The sequence below is a fragment of the Arthrobacter sp. YD2 genome, assembly GCF_030410475.1.
In the GTDB taxonomy this organism is placed as follows: Bacteria; Actinomycetota; Actinomycetes; order Actinomycetales; family Micrococcaceae; genus Arthrobacter_B; species Arthrobacter_B zhangbolii.
Window position 1 is genome coordinate 157,762 of the sequence record NZ_JAUHHB010000002.1, and the last position, 19,371, is coordinate 177,132.

At 64.7% G+C, this 19,371-nt stretch carries 14 protein-coding genes and 2 tRNA genes; 13 read left to right on the plus strand and 3 right to left on the minus strand.

The genetic code is table 11. The features are described 5' to 3' along the window. On the minus strand, positions 1–1,968 hold a 1,968-nt coding region (locus tag QWJ37_RS07315; protein ID WP_290244927.1), incomplete at its 3' end, for a zinc-dependent metalloprotease family protein. A gap of 233 nt (positions 1,969–2,201) precedes the next feature. Here QWJ37_RS07315 and QWJ37_RS07320 point away from each other — a divergent pair. Both QWJ37_RS07320 and QWJ37_RS07325 read left to right on the plus strand, forming a co-directional pair. Next, positions 2,202–2,672 carry a ribose-5-phosphate isomerase gene (locus tag QWJ37_RS07320; protein ID WP_227901550.1) on the plus strand — a complete coding sequence of 157 codons (471 nt, stop codon included), beginning with the start codon at positions 2,202–2,204 and terminating at the stop codon, positions 2,670–2,672. Next, entirely contained in the window at positions 2,672–3,577 is a 906-nt protein-coding gene (locus QWJ37_RS07325) for a DNA glycosylase (protein WP_227901552.1), read from the plus strand. Before QWJ37_RS07320 ends, QWJ37_RS07325 begins: the two co-directional genes overlap by 1 nt. 132 nt (positions 3,578–3,709) lie before the next feature. On the opposite strand, the gene QWJ37_RS07330 is transcribed toward QWJ37_RS07325, so the two are convergent. Next, positions 3,710–3,783, minus strand: a tRNA-Gly gene (locus tag QWJ37_RS07330). Positions 3,784–3,933: 150 nt separating this feature from the next. Between QWJ37_RS07330 and QWJ37_RS07335 the strand changes: the two genes are divergently transcribed. The 6 genes from QWJ37_RS07335 to QWJ37_RS07360 all read left to right on the plus strand — a co-directional run bounded on the left by QWJ37_RS07335 (position 3,934) and on the right by QWJ37_RS07360 (position 9,178). Continuing rightward, positions 3,934–4,007 (plus strand) — tRNA-Pro (locus tag QWJ37_RS07335). Between the two features lie 54 nt (positions 4,008–4,061). Continuing rightward, positions 4,062–5,411 carry a trigger factor gene (tig, locus tag QWJ37_RS07340; protein ID WP_227901553.1) on the plus strand — a complete coding sequence of 450 codons (1,350 nt, stop codon included), beginning with the start codon at positions 4,062–4,064 and terminating at the stop codon, positions 5,409–5,411. Positions 5,412–5,701: 290 nt separating this feature from the next. After that, positions 5,702–6,322, plus strand: coding sequence for an ATP-dependent Clp protease proteolytic subunit (locus QWJ37_RS07345; protein WP_227901586.1), 621 nt, complete (start codon positions 5,702–5,704; stop codon positions 6,320–6,322). A gap of 45 nt (positions 6,323–6,367) precedes the next feature. Continuing rightward, the gene (locus QWJ37_RS07350) at positions 6,368–7,042 is read left to right on the plus strand and encodes an ATP-dependent Clp protease proteolytic subunit (protein ID WP_227901554.1); all 675 of its coding nucleotides are present in this window, start codon (positions 6,368–6,370) and stop codon (positions 7,040–7,042) included. A 158-nt stretch (positions 7,043–7,200) separates the two neighbouring features. Continuing rightward, positions 7,201–8,493, plus strand: coding sequence for an ATP-dependent Clp protease ATP-binding subunit ClpX (gene clpX, locus QWJ37_RS07355; RefSeq protein WP_227901556.1), 1,293 nt, complete (start codon positions 7,201–7,203; stop codon positions 8,491–8,493). Positions 8,494–8,560: 67 nt separating this feature from the next. Further along, on the plus strand, positions 8,561–9,178 hold the full coding sequence (locus QWJ37_RS07360; RefSeq protein WP_227901558.1) for a DsbA family protein: 618 nt from the start codon (positions 8,561–8,563) through the stop codon (positions 9,176–9,178). 104 nt (positions 9,179–9,282) lie between these two features. Here QWJ37_RS07360 and valS read toward each other — a convergent pair whose 3' ends face one another. Continuing rightward, a complete protein-coding gene (valS, locus tag QWJ37_RS07365) occupies positions 9,283–11,910 on the minus strand; it encodes a valine--tRNA ligase (protein WP_290244928.1) in 2,628 nt (875 codons plus the stop codon). A 75-nt stretch (positions 11,911–11,985) separates the two neighbouring features. On the opposite strand from valS, the gene QWJ37_RS07370 reads away from it, so the two are divergent. From QWJ37_RS07370 to QWJ37_RS07390, 5 genes are all read left to right on the plus strand, one after another. Continuing rightward, positions 11,986–12,369 carry a DUF488 family protein gene (locus QWJ37_RS07370; RefSeq protein WP_290244929.1) on the plus strand — a complete coding sequence of 128 codons (384 nt, stop codon included), beginning with the start codon at positions 11,986–11,988 and terminating at the stop codon, positions 12,367–12,369. Positions 12,370–12,638: 269 nt separating this feature from the next. After that, a complete protein-coding gene (locus QWJ37_RS07375) occupies positions 12,639–13,517 on the plus strand; it encodes a hypothetical protein (protein WP_290244930.1) in 879 nt (292 codons plus the stop codon). Positions 13,518–13,527: 10 nt separating this feature from the next. Continuing rightward, positions 13,528–14,286 (plus strand): SDR family oxidoreductase, encoded by a 759-nt coding sequence (locus tag QWJ37_RS07380; protein WP_290244931.1) that lies wholly within the window; start codon positions 13,528–13,530, stop codon positions 14,284–14,286. Between the two features lie 407 nt (positions 14,287–14,693). Next, positions 14,694–17,990: an isoleucine--tRNA ligase gene (ileS, locus tag QWJ37_RS07385; protein WP_290244932.1), complete on the plus strand. Its 3,297-nt coding sequence runs from the start codon at positions 14,694–14,696 to the stop codon at positions 17,988–17,990. After that, positions 17,990–19,369: a folylpolyglutamate synthase/dihydrofolate synthase family protein gene (locus QWJ37_RS07390; protein WP_227901567.1), complete on the plus strand. Its 1,380-nt coding sequence runs from the start codon at positions 17,990–17,992 to the stop codon at positions 19,367–19,369. Before ileS ends, QWJ37_RS07390 begins: the two co-directional genes overlap by 1 nt. Positions 19,370–19,371 lie beyond the last annotated feature (2 nt).

Below are 19,371 nucleotides of genomic sequence, written 5' to 3' on the forward strand. Positions count from 1 at the left end.
GGTGGATGAAGACCAGAGGATGGCGCCGTTTTGGAAGTCCTGGTATTTGCCGCCCTTGATGGTGACTTCGCCGCTGCGGGGGAAGCCGAGGGGGCCGCCTTCGAATCCGGATTTCTGGTAGGCGTCGCGGATGGCGCCCTTGGGGGATACGTGGGCGCCGGTGGATGAAGACCAGAGGATGGCGCCGTTTTGGAAGTCCTGGTATTTGCCGCCCTTGATGGTGACTTCGCCGCTGCGGGGGAAGCCGAGGGGGCCGCCTTCGAATCCGGATTTCTGGTAGGCATCGCGGATGGCGCCCTTGGGGGATACGTGGGCGCCGGTGGCGGGCGACCAGAGGATCGCACCGTTGGCAAAATTCTGGTAAGCGCCACCATCTTTGAGGCCGCCCACTACATCCGACGTGGCGGCACCCAAGCCGGGGTGTGATGCCCGCGCCGCGGCGATCGGACCGGCGGCGCGTCCGGCGGAACCTCCCACAATGGTGATGGAGGCAGACGAGCTGCTTACGGAGTTGATCTTCACCGTCGTGCCCGCATGCGTTGTGAACGTTTGCCCGGCTTGCCAGGTGCTGTTCGTGTTGACGTAGCCCGCAAAGTCCCGGGTATTCGGCGAGACGATTAGGGAGTTAAGTGCCCAGCTGTTGGCAAGGTCCGCTTTGACGATCTTCACACCGCGGTTTCCCCCTGTGGCCGTCCCGGCGTCGTACCCGACGGGCAACCGCAGCTCTAGATAGTAGGTTTCCCCGGAGGTGTCCCGGAACTTCACCGCGCGATTCGAGGCACTCCCCGCCCAGGGTCGGAGCGTAAAGGTTTTTGCTTGGGTGGGCGTGCCGGCATTGAGGATTTCGTCACCGCGGCCGAACCCTCCTGCATCCCAGAAATAGGAATTGATCATGGGCAGGTTGTACTGGGCGTATCCCATGAGATCGGAGGTGTCACCGTATTCACGGGATGTGCAGGCTGCGTCGGCCCATCTGCCGGCTGAGTTTATCCAAATATCGGACCGTCCGTTGTTGCACTTAAGGCTGTTTGCATGCAGCAGACCGAGAACGTGGCCAAGCTCATGGGTGACTACGTTGTTGGTAAACCCTGAAGGCTTGGGCATAAGCACCGAGCCGCTCGTAGGCCCGCTGGTCCAGCCGCCGCCCAGGATGCCCCCGTACCCGCCGCTTCGCAGCTCCGGAGCCGGAACAAAGACCACCAGTGCTTCGTTCGCCTCTTCGTACCACCGGAGATCCTTCCTGATGGTATTCATCATCGCCCCGTAATCCTGACGGGAATTGGCAGTACTTTTAAGCGTCTTGGTTTCAACGATTGACATACCGAGCCGTCCATTGGACGCGGCCCGCCAGTACTCGTTGGCTTTTACGATGGAGTTTTTTGCCGCTGCCTGGTCAACACCGCCGCGGTTGTCGGTCAGGGTGGCGAAGACCAGGGTCACTTGGATGGTGCCACTGCGGGCCGCAGCCCCCAAGGTCGAGGCGCCGCCACTCTGAGAGCTGAAGCTCTGTGCCTGGCCGTGATCGTGGTCGTGCATGGCAGAGATGTCGGTCTCGACGGCCGAGCGTACTGTTCCGTCGGGATCCGTCACCATCGGCGTGTTGGGACCCGGCACAGGGAAGCCGCCGCCCACTACCGGATCAAAGCCCGGATCTTCTTCTGCTTCGGTGTGCTCCGCGTCCTGCTCTTCCGGTTCAGTTGCGGCTGGCGTCGGCTCGGCAGGCTCAGTCTGTATGGCATCCGGTGCAGTCAGCGGCGGTATCTCTTCCGGCACCGGCAATTCTTCGACTGTCGGATCGGCGGGCAGTCCGCCGACGCCGGGCGTCGGGGCAACCGGCGACGGGGCGGTGGCAGGTACCGGGCTGGCGGAAGGCCCGGGAGTCAGATCACCATAACTCTGGGCGGGCAGCCCGCCGGCCGTCAATGCGGTAGCGAGCAGGGCCAATAGCGCGAGTTTTGCACGTTTCAATGGAAATCCTTGTGGAGCGAGCGAGCGAGACCTGGGACGCAGCAAGCAGCGCCCGTTGCTAGGGATCGGTTGATCCGCCGAGGCGGGACAATCCTATTGGAGTTATCGGCATGGACAGGCGCCGGGTTAGCGTTTGCGGCCGGATGTCCCAAATTTGTCAGCCCGGACGTCAGGAAAGTTAAGCTGGACATGCCATTTCTTCCCTCGATCAAAAGTGAACGGACCTATCTGACATGCGCGTCCATATTGCAACCGACCACGCAGGCCTGGAACTCAGCGCCCATCTGATTAAGCACCTCACGGACGGCGGCTACGAAGTAATTGACCACGGGCCGCGCGAATATGACGCCGAAGATGACTACCCGGCCTTCTGCATCAACGCCGCACAGGCCGTGGCCGCCGACCAGGCTGCAGGCACGCAGGCGCTGGGTATTGTGCTGGGCGGTTCCGGAAACGGAGAGCAGATTGCCGCCAACAAGGTCCGGGGTATCCGGGCGGCGCTGGCCTGGAACCTGGACACCGCGAAACTGGCCCGCCAGCACAACGATGCCAACGTTGTGGCCGTCGGTGGCCGCCAGCACAGCGTGGAGGAGGCAACCCGGATCATTGATGCCTTCCTGGCCGAACCCTTCAGCGGTGCGGAGCGCCATATCCGGCGGATCGGGCAGATTGCGGACTACGAGACCAGCGGCACCGTGGCCTGATGCCCGAGGGTCATTCCATCCACCGGCTCGCCCGGCAGTTTTCTTCCGTATTTGCCGGCAGCCGGCTGGCGGTGACCAGCCCGCAGGGCAGGTTCAGTTCCGGTGCCGCCAGGCTGGACGGGCAGGTCCTTGAAGGCGCCGAAGCCCACGGCAAGCAGCTGTTCCTGCGTTTCGATAATGACCTGTACCTGCGGATCCACCTTGGCCTCTATGGCGCCTTCGACTTCGGCGGGGATGAAACCTTCGCCGGTGCTTCCAGCATCGGCGCGCCGCGGCGGGTGGGGGAGCGGGAGATAGCCGGCGACGGCGCCGCAGAGGACACCGCGTACGCAGGGCCGCCGCCGCCCCGGGGAGCGGTGCGGGTCCGGCTGGTATCCGACCACGGGTGGGCAGATCTGCGGGGCCCGACGGCGTGCGAAGTCATCACGGAACCGGAACGGGCGGCGGTGCTCGCCCGTCTGGGGCCCGACCCCCTCGCCGCAAATGCCGCGGAAGGCGACGGCGGCCAGGAGTTCTCGGAACGGCTCCGCAGCAAGGGCTCACCAGTGGGCCTGCTGCTGATGAACCAGGAAGTACTTGCCGGCGTCGGCAACGTCTACCGGGCTGAAGTACTTTTCCGCCGGCGCATCTCCCCTTGGCGGCTCGGCCGGGATATCAGCGAGGCGGAGGCGGCCGAGGTGTGGGCGGAGACTGTAACGCTGATGAATGACGGAGTCCGGCAGGGACGGATTATCACCACCGAGCCGCAGGACCGTGAGGACGCCGGCGAACCGGTTCCCGTGTCCGAGGCGCACTACGTCTACAAGCGGACGGGGCTGCCGTGCCGCCGCTGCGGTACCGCTGTCGCCGGCACTGAAATGGGGGCCCGGAAACTTTACTGGTGCCCCACCTGCCAGGCCCGCTGAGTCGCGCAATTCAGTCGCCCACTGACCGGGCCAGCCTCACGGCCGCGGAGGTATATCCGCGGCCGTGTTTGAAGGTACGTCCGCACCGAAAAACAAAAAGGACCTTTCGCTGTGCGAAAGGCCCTTCTATTGTGGAGGGGATGACGGGAATCGAACCCGCGTAATCAGTTTGGAAGACTGAGGCTCTACCATTGAGCTACATCCCCGGCGCCGTAAGGCAGGTTTTACCTTAGCATGGGAAAACCTGCTGTGAGTAATCGGCCCGCAACCGGCCCCCTGCCGGCTGCGGATCACGTCGGTCAGCCCTGAAATTCGTCATACCCGCCGCCGGGCAGGTAGGCTGTCAGGTGCACTGACGGGGTGTAGCTCAGCTTGGAAGAGCGCCTGCTTTGGGAGCAGGAAGTCGCAGGTTCAAATCCTGTCACCCCGACTCTGTATAACCATGGTGCAGACCAACCCCAGAACCCTCAGGAGAACTTACGCTGTGAAGAGCGCCGTAGAAAACCTCACACCCACGCGGGTAAAGCTCAACGTTGAAGTTCCGTTCGAGGAACTGAAGCCGAGCATCGACGAGGCCTACAAGACCATCGCCACCCAGGTGCAGGTCCCGGGCTTCCGCAAGGGCAAGGTTCCCAACCGCATCATCGACCAGCGCGTTGGACGCGGCTATGTTCTCGAAACGGCCATCAATGACGGACTGAACGGCTTCTACCAGGAAGCAGTCCGCGAGACCGGCATCAGCCCCATGAGCCGCCCCGAGGTCGAAATCACCGAAGTTCCGGACCCCGCCTCGGATGAAGGCCAGCTGCTCTTCACCGTTGAGCTGGATGTCCGCCCGGAAATCGAGCTGCCGGACTACGCAGGCCTCGAGGTCACCGTTGAGCCCGCAGAAGCTTCCGACGCCGACGTCGAGAAGGCCCTGGAAGAACTGCGCAGCCGCTTCGGCACGCTGAAGGCTGTTGACCGCCCCGCAGTAGCCGATGACTTCCTGACCATGGACCTCGTGGCCAAGGTTGACGGCGAAGAAGTGGATTCCGCTGCGGACCTGTCCTACCAGGTGGGCGCCGGCACCATGCTCGAGGGCATGGATGAAGCCGTCACCGGCCTGAGCAGCGGCGAATCCGCTACCTTCAACACCAAGCTGGCCGGCGGCGAGCACGCCGGTGCCGACGCTGAGGTCACCGTGACCATCAAGGCCGTCAAGGAGCGCGAGCTCCCCGAGGCCAACGATGATTTCGCCCAGCTCGCCAGCGAGTTCGACACCATCGGTGAACTGCGCGAGGACCTGACCAAGCGTGCAGCCGAATCCAAGCTGATGGAGCAGGGCGTTGAAGCCCGCGACAAGGTGCTGGAGAAGCTTCTGGAGCTCGTTGAGGTTCCGGTTCCGGAATCCGTCATTGAAGAGCAGCTTGAGCAGCACTTCAACTCCGAAAGCGCCCACACTGCCGGTGAAGACCACGACACGGAAGAACACCGTGCCGAGGTCCGCGCCAACACCGAGGCCGCCTTCAAGAACGAAATCATCCTCGACGCCGTAGCGGAGAAGGAAGAAGTAGGCGTCAACCAGAGCGAACTGATTGACTACATCGTCTCCACCGCCGGCCAGTACGGCATGGACCCGAACCAGTTCGCCCAGCTGATCGACCAGAGCGGCCAGGTCCCGATGATGGTTGGCGAAGTACGCCGCCGCAAGGCCCTCGCCAAGGTGCTGGAGCTCGCCAAGGTCACCGACACCACCGGTGCCGAGATTGACCTGAGCGAATTCGTCCGTCCCGCCGGTGAAGAAGCCGAAGCAGGCGACGTCGAAGAGCAGCAGACCGAAGACAAGGCCTAGCCTGTCCCGTCCTTCCCTGTTCCGCAGGGAAGGCCAGCCGCGCCGCCGGTCCGACAGGGCCGGCGGCGCGGTGCGTTAAGCGTCGGCACCGGGGACCATCCGTGGCGGGAAGCGTGTGATCTGCATCGTGCGCCGTCAGCGAACAGCCCGCTAAACGGCAGCCCGGCGGGGCGTGGACAGGCTAGTGTCCTAGAAGAGACAACCGGCAGGAGCAACTGGCACGGCCAGCATCTGTTTCCTGCCAGAGCGAGAGGTCACTCAGTATGGCAACTGCACCGAATACCCCCACCATGGCTACGGTGGACCCGGCCGGCCGGGACGACTACATCTACAACCGCCTGCTCAAAGAGCGGATCATCTGGTTGGGCTCGGAAGTCCGGGACGAGAATGCCAACGCGATCTGCTCCCAGCTTCTGCTGCTCTCCGCGGAGGATCCTGAGAAGGACATCTACCTCTACATCAACTCTCCCGGCGGTTCCGTGACTGCCGGCATGGCTATCTACGACACCATGCAGTTCATCCCGAACGATGTTGTAACCGTGGCTACCGGCCTGGCCGCTTCCATGGGCCAGTTCCTGCTCTCCTCGGGCACCAAGGGCAAGCGTTACGCAACCCCGCACGCCCGCATCCTGATGCACCAGCCCAGCGGCGGCATCGGCGGCACCGCCTCGGACATCAAGATCCAGGCCGAGCTGATCCTGAACATGAAGCGCGTCATGGCCGAGCTGACCGCTGAGCAGACCGGCCAGAGCGTTGAAACCATCCTTCGGGACAATGACCGCGACAAGTGGTTCACCGCGCAGGAGGCCCTGGAATACGGCTTCTTCGACAAGATCTCCGCCCACGCCGGCGGCGTCACAGGCGGCGGCGGAACCAACCAGGACCAGGCAGAGGGCAAGGACGAGGACTAAGGTCCCGGACCCCGCCCCTCCATTTGCAGACTTCAGGAGTAATTCATGAACCATAATTTCGGCACCGCCGGCTCCGCCGCAGCACCGCAGATGCCCACCAGCCGCTACGTCCTGCCGCAGTTCGAAGAGCGTACGCCCTACGGCTTCAAGCGCCAGGATCCGTACACCAAGCTGTTCGAAGACCGCATCATCTTCCTCGGCGTGCAGGTGGACGACGCGTCCGCTGATGACATCATGGCCCAGCTGCTGGTGCTTGAGTCCACTGACCCGGACCGCGACATCACCCTGTACATCAACTCCCCGGGCGGTTCGTTCACGGCCATGACGGCCATCTACGACACCATGCAGTACATCCGCCCGGAAATCCAGACCGTTTGCCTCGGACAGGCTGCCAGCGCTGCAGCCGTCCTGCTGGCCGCAGGCACGCCGGGCAAGCGCCTGGCACTGCCCAACGCCCGTGTGCTGATCCACCAGCCGTCGCTCTCCGGCGGACAGGGTGGACAGGCTTCCGACCTGGAAATCCAGGCCGCTGAAGTCATGCGCATGCGCACCTGGCTGGAAGACACGCTGGCCCTGCACTCAAACCGCACGTCGGAGCAGGTCAACACGGACATTGAGCGGGACAAGATCCTCACCGCAGATGCAGCCCTGGAGTACGGGCTCATCGACCAGGTGCTGGATTCCCGCAAGATCAAGACTCCGGCCATCAACAAAATGTAATAGAAGCAGCTGGCAACAGACGGCCCGTGGTGCGTAATTCGGCACCACGGGCTCTCTGGTTGCTGAATAGCTCCGGCAAGTGTCCTAGAGTGGAACATGGTTGACTGCGCCTGGCCGGTAAACCGTATTTTTGATGGACCATCTAAGGGGACTGAACTATGGCTCGCATTGGTGAGAGCACGGATCTGCTCAAGTGCTCTTTCTGCGGAAAGAGCCAGAAGCAGGTACGCAAGCTCATTGCCGGTCCCGGCGTATACATCTGCGACGAGTGCATTGATCTCTGCAACGAGATCATCGAAGAGGAACTCTCGGAGGTTGCTGATCTGGGCACTTTCGAGCTGCCCAAGCCGCGGGAGATCTTCGACGCGCTGCAGGAGTACGTCATTGGCCAGGAGCCCGCGAAGCGGTCCCTCGCCGTGGCCGTGTACAACCACTACAAGCGCATCCAGGCAGGCCATGCCACCCGCGCCACCGGGAACCTCTCAGACGCCGTCGCCGGCGACGAGGTGGAAATCGGCAAGTCCAACATCCTCCTGATCGGCCCCACCGGCTGCGGCAAGACCTACCTCGCCCAGACCCTGGCACGGCGCCTGAACGTTCCGTTCGCCGTCGCCGACGCCACCGCCCTGACGGAAGCGGGCTACGTCGGCGAGGACGTGGAGAACATCCTGCTTAAGCTCATTCAGGCCGCCGACTACGACGTCAAGAAGGCTGAGCAGGGCATCATCTACATTGACGAAATCGACAAGATTTCGCGCAAGAGCGAGAACCCCTCGATCACCCGTGATGTCTCCGGCGAGGGTGTGCAGCAGGCACTGCTGAAGATCCTGGAAGGCACGGTCGCCTCGGTACCGCCGCAGGGCGGCCGCAAGCACCCGCACCAGGAGTTCATTCAGATCGACACCACGAACGTGCTCTTCATCGTGGCCGGCGCCTTCGCCGGGCTCGAGGAGATCATCGGTTCACGGTCCGGACGCAAGGGCATCGGGTTCGGCGCACCGCTGAACGAAACCACCAAGGGTACCGATTCCTACGCCGAAGTGATGCCGGAGGACCTGCTGAAGTTCGGCCTCATCCCCGAATTCATCGGCCGCCTGCCCGTCATCACCACCGTGTCCAACCTGGACCGGACCGCCCTGATCCGGATCCTCACCGAGCCCAAGAACGCTCTGGTCAAGCAGTTCCAGAAAATGTTCCAGCTGGACGGTGTGGAACTGACCTTCGAGCAGGGTGCCCTCGACGCCATTGCGGACCAGGCCCTGGCCCGGGGAACCGGTGCCCGCGGACTGCGTGCCATCCTGGAGGAAGTCCTGCTGCCGGTGATGTTCGACCTGCCCAGCCGGGACGACGTCGCCACCGTAGTGATCACGGCAGACACCGTCGAGAACAAGAGCGAACCTACGCTGATCTCGCACGCCGTGGCCACCAAGCGTCGGAACAAATCAGCCTGATCCGCGGTTGTTATCCGGTACTGAGCGCGGCGGGCAAAGCCGCGGACTGCCATCAAAGGAGATTTCCATGAGCGTTACTGCTTCCGCGTCCACCGCAGATTTCTGGTTCGATCCGATGTGCCCCTTCGCCTGGGTCACCTCCCGCTGGATGGGCGAGGTGGAACAGGTCCGCGACGTGCGCACCAACTGGCACGTGATGAGCCTTGCCGTCCTCAACGAGGGACGCGACCTGCCGGCGGACTACCGGGAGCGGATGGACAAGGCATGGGGTCCTGTACGCGTCATCATCGCTGCACAGGAGCTCCACGGCGATGAGTACGTCAAAAAGCTCTACGACGCCATGGGGTCCCGGATCCACGACGGCGGCAATGAGGATTTCCCCTCCGTAATCCGCGAGGCCCTTGAGGAGACCGGACTTCCCGCCGATCTGGCTCGCTATGCCGAGACTGACGAATATGACGCCCAGCTGCGTGCCTCGCATAAGGAAGGCATCGAGAAGGTTGGCGACGAGGTCGGGACCCCCATTGTTGCTTTCAACGGCACCGCATTCTTCGGGCCGGTCCTCACCCGCATCCCGCGCGGCGAGGAAGCAGGAACCATGTTTGACGGCGCCGTGATGCTCGCTTCGAACCCGGCCTTCTTCGAACTTAAGCGCAGCCGCACCGAAAGCCCGCGCTTCGACTAATTCCCATCTGCTCCGGAATGCGGGGCAGCTGAGCGGTGAGTATCCGCTGAGCACAGCAAAAGGGCCCGTCCGGAAAAGTCCGGACGGGCCCTTTGTATGTGCCGCTACTCGGCCGGCGGTGCCAGCTCGACGTCGGAGACGCTGAGCTCACCCTCGCCGACCGCCAGGTTCAGCTCGCGCACGTTGCCTGCGGCCTTCAGATCAGCCTGTCCTGCCCGCAGACGTGCCACGGCGCCCTCCGGAGCGGTCACCGTGGCCTTGAGGACCTCGGTGCGCTGCTTGACCTTGGCTTCGGACTTTGCCTTGCGGATGCCGCCCAGTGCGGCGGCAACCGTGCCCAGGATCGCGGCGTCGGCGTCGGCCACAGCGGCCGAAAGGCCGTCGACGTTCGGCCACGGCGCGCGGTGCACGGACCCGCTGCGCCACCAGCCCCAGACCTCTTCGGTGGCGAAGGGCAGGAACGGGGCGAACAGGCGCAGCAGCGAATCCAGGGTGGTTGCCAGGGTGGCCAGCACCGATGCCTGCTCGGCCTCGCCAGCGGCGCCGTAGGCGCGGTCCTTGATCAGCTCCACGTAGTCATCCGTGAAGGACCAGAAGAAGGACTCGGTCAGCTGCAGTGCCTTGGCGTAGTCGTAGCGTTCAAACGCGCTCGTAGCGGCCTGAACGACGTCGGTCAGCTGGGCGAGCAGGGACGTATCCAGCGCGTTGGTGATCACCGAGGTGTCATCCAGTGCCACGTTCGCCTCCGTCGCGCCCAGGTTCAGGACGAACTTGGACGCGTTGAGCAGCTTGATCGCCAGCCGGCGGCCGATCTTCATCTGCGCAATTTCGTAGGCGGTGTCCGCGCCGAGCTTGGCGGAGGCCGCCCAGTACCGCACGGCGTCGGAACCGTATTCGTTAAGCACATCCGTGGGGACCACCACGTTGCCCTTGGACTTGGACATCTTTTTGCGGTCCGGGTCCAGGATCCAGCCGGAAATCGCGGCGTGCTTCCACGGAGCGGCCGCGTTCAGGGCATCGGCGCGCACTACGGAGGAGAACAGCCAGGTGCGGATGATGTCGTGGCCCTGCGGACGCAGGTCGAACGGGAAGACCTTGGCGAAGAGGTCCTCATCCACGCTCCAGCCGCCGACAATCTGAGGGGTCAGGGAGGAAGTGGCCCAGGTGTCCAGGACGTCCGCGTCGCCAATGAAGCCGCCGGGCTGGTTGCGCTGGGACTCTTCGTACCCTGGCGCGGCTTCTGCGGCAGGATCCACCGGCAGGGACGCGGAATCCGGGAGGACCGGATTGTCGTAATCCGGGTTGCCCGCAGCGTCCAGCGGGTACCAGACCGGCACCGGAACACCGAAGAAGCGCTGGCGGGAGACCAGCCAGTCGCCGTTCAGGCCTTCGATCCAGTTCTCGTAGCGGGAGCGCATGAACGCGGGATGGAAATCGATCTCCCGGCCGCGGCAAATCAGGCGTTCGCGGCGTTCCTCATCGCGTCCGCCGTTGCGGATGTACCACTGGCGGCTGGTGACCACTTCGAGGGGCTTGTCGCCCTTTTCGAAGAAGTTGACCGGGTGGGTGATCTTCTTCGGTTCGCCGTCGAGGTCTCCGCTTTCACGGAGCATTTCGACAACGGTTTCCTTGGCGCTGAAGACGGTCTTGGTGGCCAGGGCGGCGTAGTTTTCCTTCGCCGCATCTGTGGCGATCCACTCCGGGGTCTCGGCCAGGATGCGGCCGTCACGGCCGATGACGGCGCGGGTGGGCAGGTTCAGTTCCCGCCACCACGTGACGTCGGTCAGGTCGCCGAAGGTACAGATCATGGCAATGCCGGAACCCTTGTCCGGCTTGGCCAGCGGATGCGCCTTAACCTCCACCTCGACGTCGAACAGCGGGGACTTCACCGTGGTGCCGAACAGGCGCTGGTACCGCTCGTCGTCGGGGTGTGCCACGAGGGCCACGCAGGCCGGCAGCAGTTCGGGGCGGGTGGTTTCGATGTAGATCTTCTCGCCGTCGGGGGCGTGGAAGCTGATCCGGTGGTAGGCGCCGGGCTGCTCGCGGTCCTCGAGTTCGGCCTGGGCCACCGCGGTGCGGAAGGTGACGTCCCAGAGCGTGGGAGCTTCGGCCATGTAGGCGTCGCCGGCCCGCAGGTTCTCCAGGAACGCGCGCTGGCTGACGGCGCGGGAATGGTCATCAATGGTGCGGTAGGTGCGGTTCCAGTCCACGGACAGGCCCAGGGTGGAGAAGAGGTCCTCGAAGACCTTCTCATCCTCCACAGCCAGTTCCTCACACAGCTCAATGAAGTTGCGGCGGGAGACGACGTCGAAATCGCGCTGGTTCTTGGCAGCCTTGGCCGGGGGGCGGTAATCCGGGTCGTACGGCTTGGTGGGGTCGCAACGGACACCGTAGTAGTTCTGCACACGGCGTTCGGTGGGCAGGCCGTTGTCATCCCACCCCATCGGGTAGAAGACATTCTTGCCGGTCATCCGCTGGTAGCGGGCCATAACGTCGGTCTGCGTGTAGGAGAACATGTGCCCCACGTGCAGGGAACCGGACGCCGTGGGCGGGGGAGTGTCGATGGAGTAGACCTGCTCCCGGACCGTGTCCGGATTAAACGCGTACGTTCCCTCCTCGCGCCAGCGGGCGCTCAGCTTGGACTCGAGCCCCTCAAGGGCGGGCTTGTCGGGGACGGATACGGTCTTGGGTGCGTTGTCGGGCGTGTCTGTGCCCGGGATATGTTCAGCCATGCTTTCCATTCTTCCATGCAGCGCTATGGTCTGAGGCACTGTCCGGGCACGGTTCGCCGGCAGTAGCATCCCGGTATGGCGTCCACGAGCGAATCCCCGTCATGGAATGTACGTATCCGGCGGATCTACGCACCTCCCGACGGCGGCTTCCGGGTTTTGGTGGACCGGCTCTGGCCGCGCGGGGTGTCCAGGGAAAGGGCCAGCCTGGATGAGTGGCTGAAGGACCTGGCCCCCAGCACCGACCTGCGCAAATGGTTCGGTCACCGGGAGGAGCGCTGGGAGGAGTTTGTCCAGCGGTACCGGGGCGAGCTGGAGCAGAATCCCGAGGTGGTGGACTTCAGTCTCGAGTGCCGGTCCCGGCCGGACACAGTGCTGCTGTTCGGAGCGCGGAATGAGAAGGAGAACGAGGCGGTGGTCCTGCGCGACTATCTGCTCTCCGGGCCCGCACCCGGGGCGTAGTGTTCCCGGGGCGCGGGGCGGTGCCGGGGCGGTGGGGCGGTGCCGGGTGCCCGGCTCGCACAGTTTCCCATCGAGTGTGAACCCTGTGGCGGGTGGGACCCCACTGGTTGCCGGCAGCCCCACTGGATGGGATTTCGTGGCGACTTATCCGGGGTGGTTGGAAGGTGGCACCCTCCACAGGGTGCCGCCTAGGCGAGCCATCCGGGCCGCTGTGCACATACCGCATCCCGTTGCCGGGGTTGGTCCCTTCAGGGGACGAAGCTGGCGGAATGCAGCAACTTGAACTGTTCCTTCGAGCCCGCCACGGTGTTGCCGGATACGGGACGCTGACGGCGAACCGATTCTCCCGAACGGAAATCGAACGGGCAACGAGTGCAGGCAGCATCCGACGGATAGCCAGGGGGACCTTCGCCGTCCCGGATGCCGATCCGGAGCTGGTGACGGCGGCACGCCACGGGGCATCCCTCACCTGTGTGTCCGCAGCGCGGCTCCTGGGCTGGTGGGTGCTTGTACCAGCTACCTGTGCCCATATTCGCCGGAACTCCTCCAAAGACATCCCGGGTACGCGTCTTCACCGTGGACAGCGCTCGGCACACCGTCCGGTTTTCCTGCCGGAGCAGATTGTCCACGATGCCTTCAAATGTCTTCCCCGTGTGGAAGCCTTGGTCCTGGCCGAATCAGCGGTCATTTGTGATGCTGTGGGGTTACCACGGCTCCGCCAGGAATTCAGCGGCCAGCGGGACTGGCCCATCCGCCTACTACTGGACTCCGTCCGCCGTACTACAGCGTCTCCGCTGGAGGTCTGCGCCCGCTTCCACCTTCTTGCGGCCGGGATCCGATTCGCGGAGGAAGTGGTGGTGCCCGGGGTCGGCAGGGTGGACTTTCTTATCGACGGATGGCTGATTGTGGAGATAGACGGGTATGCCTTCCACAGCGGGCGGCTGGATTACCGAAAGGACAGACAGCGGTGGAACTGCTCAGCCTCCGGAGGCTGGGTCACCTTGCGGATTACAGCCGAGATGATCCTGCACCACCCGGACGAATTCATTTGCCTGGTGATGCGGACACGGGACAAATGGGCGGGCGGAGCTCCCCGGGGCGACGCAACCGTCCGTCACGGAACGGGGCAGGCCGCAAACCGTGGCTAAAGTAGCTCCCATGACTGAGATCACACCCAAGCGGGCAGTAGTTACCGGAGCAAGTTCAGGCATTGGAGCCGCCGCTGTGCGGGCGCTCCGGGCCTCAGGATGGGATGTGGTCGCGGTGGCCCGGCGTGCGGACAGGCTCCAGGCGCTCGCGGATGAGACAGGCGCCGTCCCCGTGGCCGCGGACGTTACCGACGATGCGTCCGTGGCGCAGTTGGCGGAAACGGTGCTGGCCGACGGGGGCGTGGATGCGCTGATCAACAACGCCGGAGGGGCCTTCGGGCTGGACTCCGTTGCCGGGGGCAGCATCAGTGACTGGCAGCGGATGTATGACGTCAACGTCCTCGGCGCGCTGCGGATGACACAGGCATTCCTGCCGGCGCTGCGGGCCAGCGGGCGCGGTTCCGTCCTGCTGCTCACCTCGACGGCGGCCTCAACAGCCTATGAAGGAGGCGCCGGGTACTGCGCGGCCAAATCGGGCGAGGAAATGCTGGCCCGCACCCTGCGCCTGGAAGAGGCTGAACACAACGTCCGGGTGATCGAGATAGCTCCCGGGATGGTGAAGACCGAGGAGTTCTCCCTGAACCGGCTGGGGGATCCGAACGCGGCGGATAAGGTGTACGCCGGTGTCGAGAAGCCCCTGACCGCCGAGGACGTTGCCGAGGTCATGGCCTTCTCCCTGAACCTGCCGCACCACGTGAACCTGGACCAGGTGGTGCTGCGGCCGCTGGCGCAGGCAGCCCAGCACAAGGTCATCCGCACCGGCAGCTAATCCGTCCCCGCAGCCGGGCCGGCCGTCCCCGTGGCGGCGGCCCGGCCCGCGGCCCTGCCCGCGGTCAGGTCCGCGGTCAGGCCCGCACAGGCTGCGGTGCTTCGACAACCGGCGCGGGCGTGGCCTAAACTTGTGCGAAGCAGCTTCGACCCGGCTATCACCGGTGAGCTTCCGGAAGAACAGCCACCCCGCTCCGGCGCGGAGGGCCCAGTAGAACCGGACGGGTAAGCCCGTCACAGCAGTCAACGAGCGGCAGTCGCGCGTTCCCCGGCACTCAGCGGGGCACACACGGCGGCAAGCGAGGTGGTACCGCGGTTTACCGCCGGTCTTCGGGCCGGAACGGGACAGCCGCCCTCGCATCCTGAATTCCACAGCCAGATTTACTTGCCGCTAACAGGATGACGATTATGCCCTCTGTATACCCCAAGGCCAGCACAGGCGACGGCGCTGCCGTTCCCTCCTCGCCCAAGTTTCCGGAACTCGAAGAACGGGTTCTGACGTACTGGGACAAGGACGGCACTTTCCAGGCCTCCATTGACGCCCGTTCCGCCGGTCAGGATGGCGACAACGAGTTCGTCTTCTACGACGGCCCGCCGTTTGCCAACGGATTGCCGCACTACGGCCACCTGCTCACCGGCTACGTGAAGGACCTGGTGGCCCGCTACCAGACCCAGCGCGGACGCCGGGTTGAGCGCCGCTTCGGCTGGGATACCCACGGCCTGCCGGCCGAACTGGAAGCCATGAAGCAGCTGGGCATGAGCGACAAGGTCCAGATCGAGAAGATGGGCATCGACAAGTTCAACGATGCCTGCCGTGCCTCGGTTATGAAGTACGCCGGCGAGTGGCAGGACTATGTCACCCGCCAGGCCCGCTGGGTGGATTTCGAGAATGACTACAAGACGCTCAACGTCGAGTACATGGAATCGGTTATCTGGGCCTTCAAGACCCTGCATGACAAGGGCCTGACCTACAGCGGTTTCCGGGTGCTCCCGTACTGCTGGAAGGACGAGACTCCGCTCTCCAACCATGAGCTGCGCATGGACGACGACGTCTACAAGATGCGCCAGGACCAGACCGTCACTGTGACGTTCCCGCTGATCGCCGGTGACAACGCGCTCTCCGCCGAGCTGGAGGGCGTCAAGGCCATCGCCTGGACCACCACGCCGTGGACCCTGCCCACCAACATGGCCCTGGCCGTCGGACCCGAGGTCCGCTACGCCGTCGTGCCCGCCGGCCCCAACGGCACCCAGGCCGGCGAAGGCCGCTTCCTGCTCGCCGAGGACCTAGTGGGTTCCTATGCCAAGGACCTGGGGTACGACGACGCCGACTCCGCCCGCGCGGCCGTCGCCGCTGTGCACCTGGGCAAGGACCTGGCCGGACTGCGGTACGCGCCGCTCTGGGACATCTACACCGACACGGAGAAGTGGGGGACGGAGAACGCCTGGCGGATTGTCACGGCCGACTACGTCACCACCACCGACGGCACCGGTGTTGTCCACCAGGCTCCGGCCTACGGCGAGGATGACCAGAAGGTGTGCGAGGAAAACGGCATCCCCGTGATCCTCTCCGTGGACGAGGGCGGCAAGTTCCTGCCCATGTTCGCGCAGACCGCCCTGGAGGATATCGCCGCCCTGCAGGTCTTCGATGCCAACAAGCCGATCACCCGCGCCCTGAAGGCCGACGGCCGGCTGCTGCGCCAGGCCAGCTACGAGCACAGCTACCCGCACTGCTGGCGCTGCCGGAACCCGCTGATCTACAAGGCGGTTTCCTCCTGGTTCGTGGAGGTCACCAAGATCAAGGACCGCATGGTCGAGCTGAACCAGCAGATCAACTGGATCCCGGACAACGTCAAGGAAGGCCAGTTCGGCAAATGGCTGGAAAACGCCCGTGACTGGTCCATCAGCCGCAACCGCTACTGGGGCAGCCCCATCCCGGTCTGGGTCTCGGATGACCCCAATTACCCGCGCACCGACGTCTACGGATCCCTGGCCGAAATGGAAGCGGACTTCGGCCGGCTGCCGCTGAACAAGGAGGGCAAGCCGGACCTGCACCGCCCGTTCATCGACGAGCTGACCCGGCCCAACCCCGACGATCCCCGCACCCCGGAAGAGGGCCAGTCCACCATGCGCCGCGTGGAGGACGTGCTGGATGTCTGGTTCGACTCGGGCTCCATGCCCTACGCCCAGGTGCACTACCCGCATGAGAACGCCGAGTGGTTCGAAAGCCACAACCCGGGCGATTTCATCGTGGAGTACATCGGCCAGACCCGCGGCTGGTTCTACACCCTGCACGTGCTCGCCACCGCCCTGTTTGACCGGCCGGCGTTCCGCAACGTCATCAGCCACGGCATTGTCCTGGGCTCGGACGGGCAGAAGATGTCCAAGTCGCTGCGCAACTACCCGGACGTCTCCGAGGTGCTGGACCGCGACGGATCCGATGCCATGCGCTGGTTCCTGATGGCCTCGCCCATCCTGCGCGGCGGCAACCTGATTGTCACCGAACAGGGCATCCGCGACGGCGTCCGGCAGGCCATCCTGCCGCTGTGGAACGTCTGGCACTTCTTCAGCCTCTACACCAACGCCGCCAACAACGGCAACGGCTACGAGGCCAAGGCCCGCTACGACTCCACCGAGCCGCTGGACCGCTACCTGCTGGCCGCCACCGGCGACCTGGTGCGGGACATGACCGGCGCCCTGGACACCTACGACGTGTCCGTGGCATGCGAGATCCTGCGCGCCTACACCGACACCCTCACCAACTGGTACATCCGCCGCAGCCGTACCCGGTTCTTCGACGAGGATCCGCAGGCCTTCGACGTGCTGTACACCTGCCTGGAAACCGTCTGCCGGGTCGCCGCACCGCTGCTGCCCCTGATCGCCGAGGAAATCTGGCGGGGACTGACCGGCGGCCGCTCGGTGCACCTGACCGACTGGCCGGATGCGGACCTGTTCCCGAACAACCCGGAACTGGTCGAGCGCATGAACCTCACCCGCCGGATCGCCTCGGTGGGTTCCTCCCTGCGCAAGGGGGCAAACCTGCGGGTGCGCCTGCCGCTGTCCGAAATGACCGTCGTCGCCCCGGATGCCGAAGCGCTCTCCGGCCAGTTCGCCGCGATCATCGCCGACGAACTGAACCTGAAGAACGTGCGCCTGGTCGAGGCTGCCTCCGCAGACCCGGCCGAGTTCGGCATCAGCCAGAAGCTTGTGGTCAACGCCCGGGCCGCCGGCCCGCGCCTGGGCAGGAACGTCCAGACCGCCATCAAGGCCGCCAAGTCCGGCGACTGGTCGGTGGACGACGCCGGTACGGTCACCGCCGGCGGCCTGGCGCTGGAAGAACATGAGTACACCCTGGAAACCGTCGTGGAGTCCGGCGACGGCGAATCCGCGAAGGCGGTTGCCGTGCTGCCCGGCGGCGGCTTCCTGGTCCTGAACACCGAGGTCACGCCCGAGCTGGCGGCCGAAGGCGTGGCCCGCGACGGCATCCGTGCCATCCAGCAGGCCCGCCGCGACGCGGACCTGCACATCAGCGACCGCATCCGCACCACGGTTCGGACGGGGGAGGCCGAAGCCGAAGCGCTGGCGGCCAATGCCGAGCTGATCAAGGGGGAGACCCTGACCGGTGAACTGATTGTTGTCGGCGACCTGACGGTCACCGACGACGACAAGGACACCGACAAGTACATCGTCACCGTGGAGAAGATCTAATGAGTGCAGCAGACCGTCCGTCCGGATCCATTGACGGCTTCTCCGTGGAAAGCGTGTACGCCGAACTGCTCAGCCGTGCCCCGGAAAACAAGATGGAGCCGCGCATGGCTCCGCTGTTCCGGGCCATGGAGGTGCTGGGGGAGCCGAACAAGGCCTTCCCGATCATCCACATCACCGGCACCAACGGCAAAACGTCCACGGCGCGGATGATCGAGGCGGGCCTGCGCGCCTACGGGCTGCGCACCGGCCGTTACACCAGTCCGCACCTGACCAGCGTGACTGAACGGATCAGCATTGACGGCGAACCCGTCAGCGATGAAACGTTTGTCCGGATCTGGGATGAAATCCGCCCGTACCTGGACATTGTCGACGCCGAACTGGAGGCGGCAGGAGAGCCGCGGCTGACCTACTTCGAGGCTGTCACCATCCTCGGGTTTGCCGTCTTCGCCGACGAGCCGGTGGATGTTGCCGTGATTGAAGTGGGCCTCGGCGGGATCACCGATGCGACCAACGTGGGCGACGGACAGGTTTCGGTGGTCACTCCGATCTCCCTGGACCACACGGATCTGCTCGGTGACGACGTTGCCGATATTGCCTATGAAAAGGCCGGCATCATCAAGGAGAACGGGTTCCTCATCAGTGCCGCCCAGCCGATGGAAGCTGCGCAGGTGCTGCTGGAAAAGGCGCACGAGGCCGGCGTCCCGTTCCGGTTCGAAGGCGTCGAATTCGGCGTGGACTCCCGGGTTATGGCGGTGGGCGGCCAGATGGTCACCATCAACGGCCTGGCCGGACGCTACGAGGACCTCCTGCTTCCCCTGCACGGGGCGCATCAGGCGGAGAACGCTGCCGTGGCCGTGGCGGCGCTGGAAGCCTTCATTGGCGGCGGCACCAAGGAGCTCGACGTCGAACTGCTGCGTACCGGGTTCTCCACCGTGACCTCTCCCGGCCGCCTCGAGGTGGTGCGGACCGCCCCCACCATCGTGGTGGATGCCGCGCACAACCCCGCCGGGGCCAAAGCCACCGCCGAAGCGCTGCGTGAAGCGTTCAACTTCAGCACGCTGGTGCTGGTGGTCGGCATCCTGGCGGAAAAGGACGCCGTCGGCATCCTGAGTGAGCTGCGCGAGCAGCTCGGGGACCTGGTCAGCAGCGTTGTCCTCACCCAGTCCAGCTCGCCGCGGGCCATCCCGGCAGAGGAACTTGTCCAGGACGCGGTGGATGCCGGGTTCGCGGACGAGGACATCCAGGTGGAGGCCGGCTTGGATAACGCCCTGGAACGTGCGGTGGAAAAGGCCGAAGAGAACAATGACCTGTCCGGCGGCGTACTGGTTGTCGGATCCATCACCGTGGTCGCCGAAGCGCGCACCCTCCTCGGAAAGTAGGC

Excerpts from the sequence above, each read along its gene's own strand:
- QWJ37_RS07320 (WP_227901550.1), top strand. The coding sequence starts at position 2,202 with ATGCGCGTCCATATTGCAACCGACCACGCAGGCCTGGAACTCAGCGCC.
- QWJ37_RS07325 (WP_227901552.1), top strand. The coding sequence starts at position 2,672 with ATGCCCGAGGGTCATTCCATCCACCGGCTCGCCCGGCAGTTTTCTTCC.
- QWJ37_RS07345 (WP_227901586.1), top strand. The coding sequence starts at position 5,702 with ATGGCTACGGTGGACCCGGCCGGCCGGGACGACTACATCTACAACCGC.
- QWJ37_RS07350 (WP_227901554.1), top strand. The coding sequence starts at position 6,368 with ATGAACCATAATTTCGGCACCGCCGGCTCCGCCGCAGCACCGCAGATG.
- clpX (WP_227901556.1), top strand. The coding sequence starts at position 7,201 with ATGGCTCGCATTGGTGAGAGCACGGATCTGCTCAAGTGCTCTTTCTGC.
- QWJ37_RS07360 (WP_227901558.1), top strand. The coding sequence starts at position 8,561 with ATGAGCGTTACTGCTTCCGCGTCCACCGCAGATTTCTGGTTCGATCCG.
- valS (WP_290244928.1), bottom strand. The coding sequence starts at position 11,910 with ATGGCTGAACATATCCCGGGCACAGACACGCCCGACAACGCACCCAAG.
- QWJ37_RS07370 (WP_290244929.1), top strand. The coding sequence starts at position 11,986 with ATGGCGTCCACGAGCGAATCCCCGTCATGGAATGTACGTATCCGGCGG.
- QWJ37_RS07375 (WP_290244930.1), top strand. The coding sequence starts at position 12,639 with ATGCAGCAACTTGAACTGTTCCTTCGAGCCCGCCACGGTGTTGCCGGA.
- QWJ37_RS07380 (WP_290244931.1), top strand. The coding sequence starts at position 13,528 with ATGACTGAGATCACACCCAAGCGGGCAGTAGTTACCGGAGCAAGTTCA.
- ileS (WP_290244932.1), top strand. The coding sequence starts at position 14,694 with ATGCCCTCTGTATACCCCAAGGCCAGCACAGGCGACGGCGCTGCCGTT.
- QWJ37_RS07390 (WP_227901567.1), top strand. The coding sequence starts at position 17,990 with ATGAGTGCAGCAGACCGTCCGTCCGGATCCATTGACGGCTTCTCCGTG.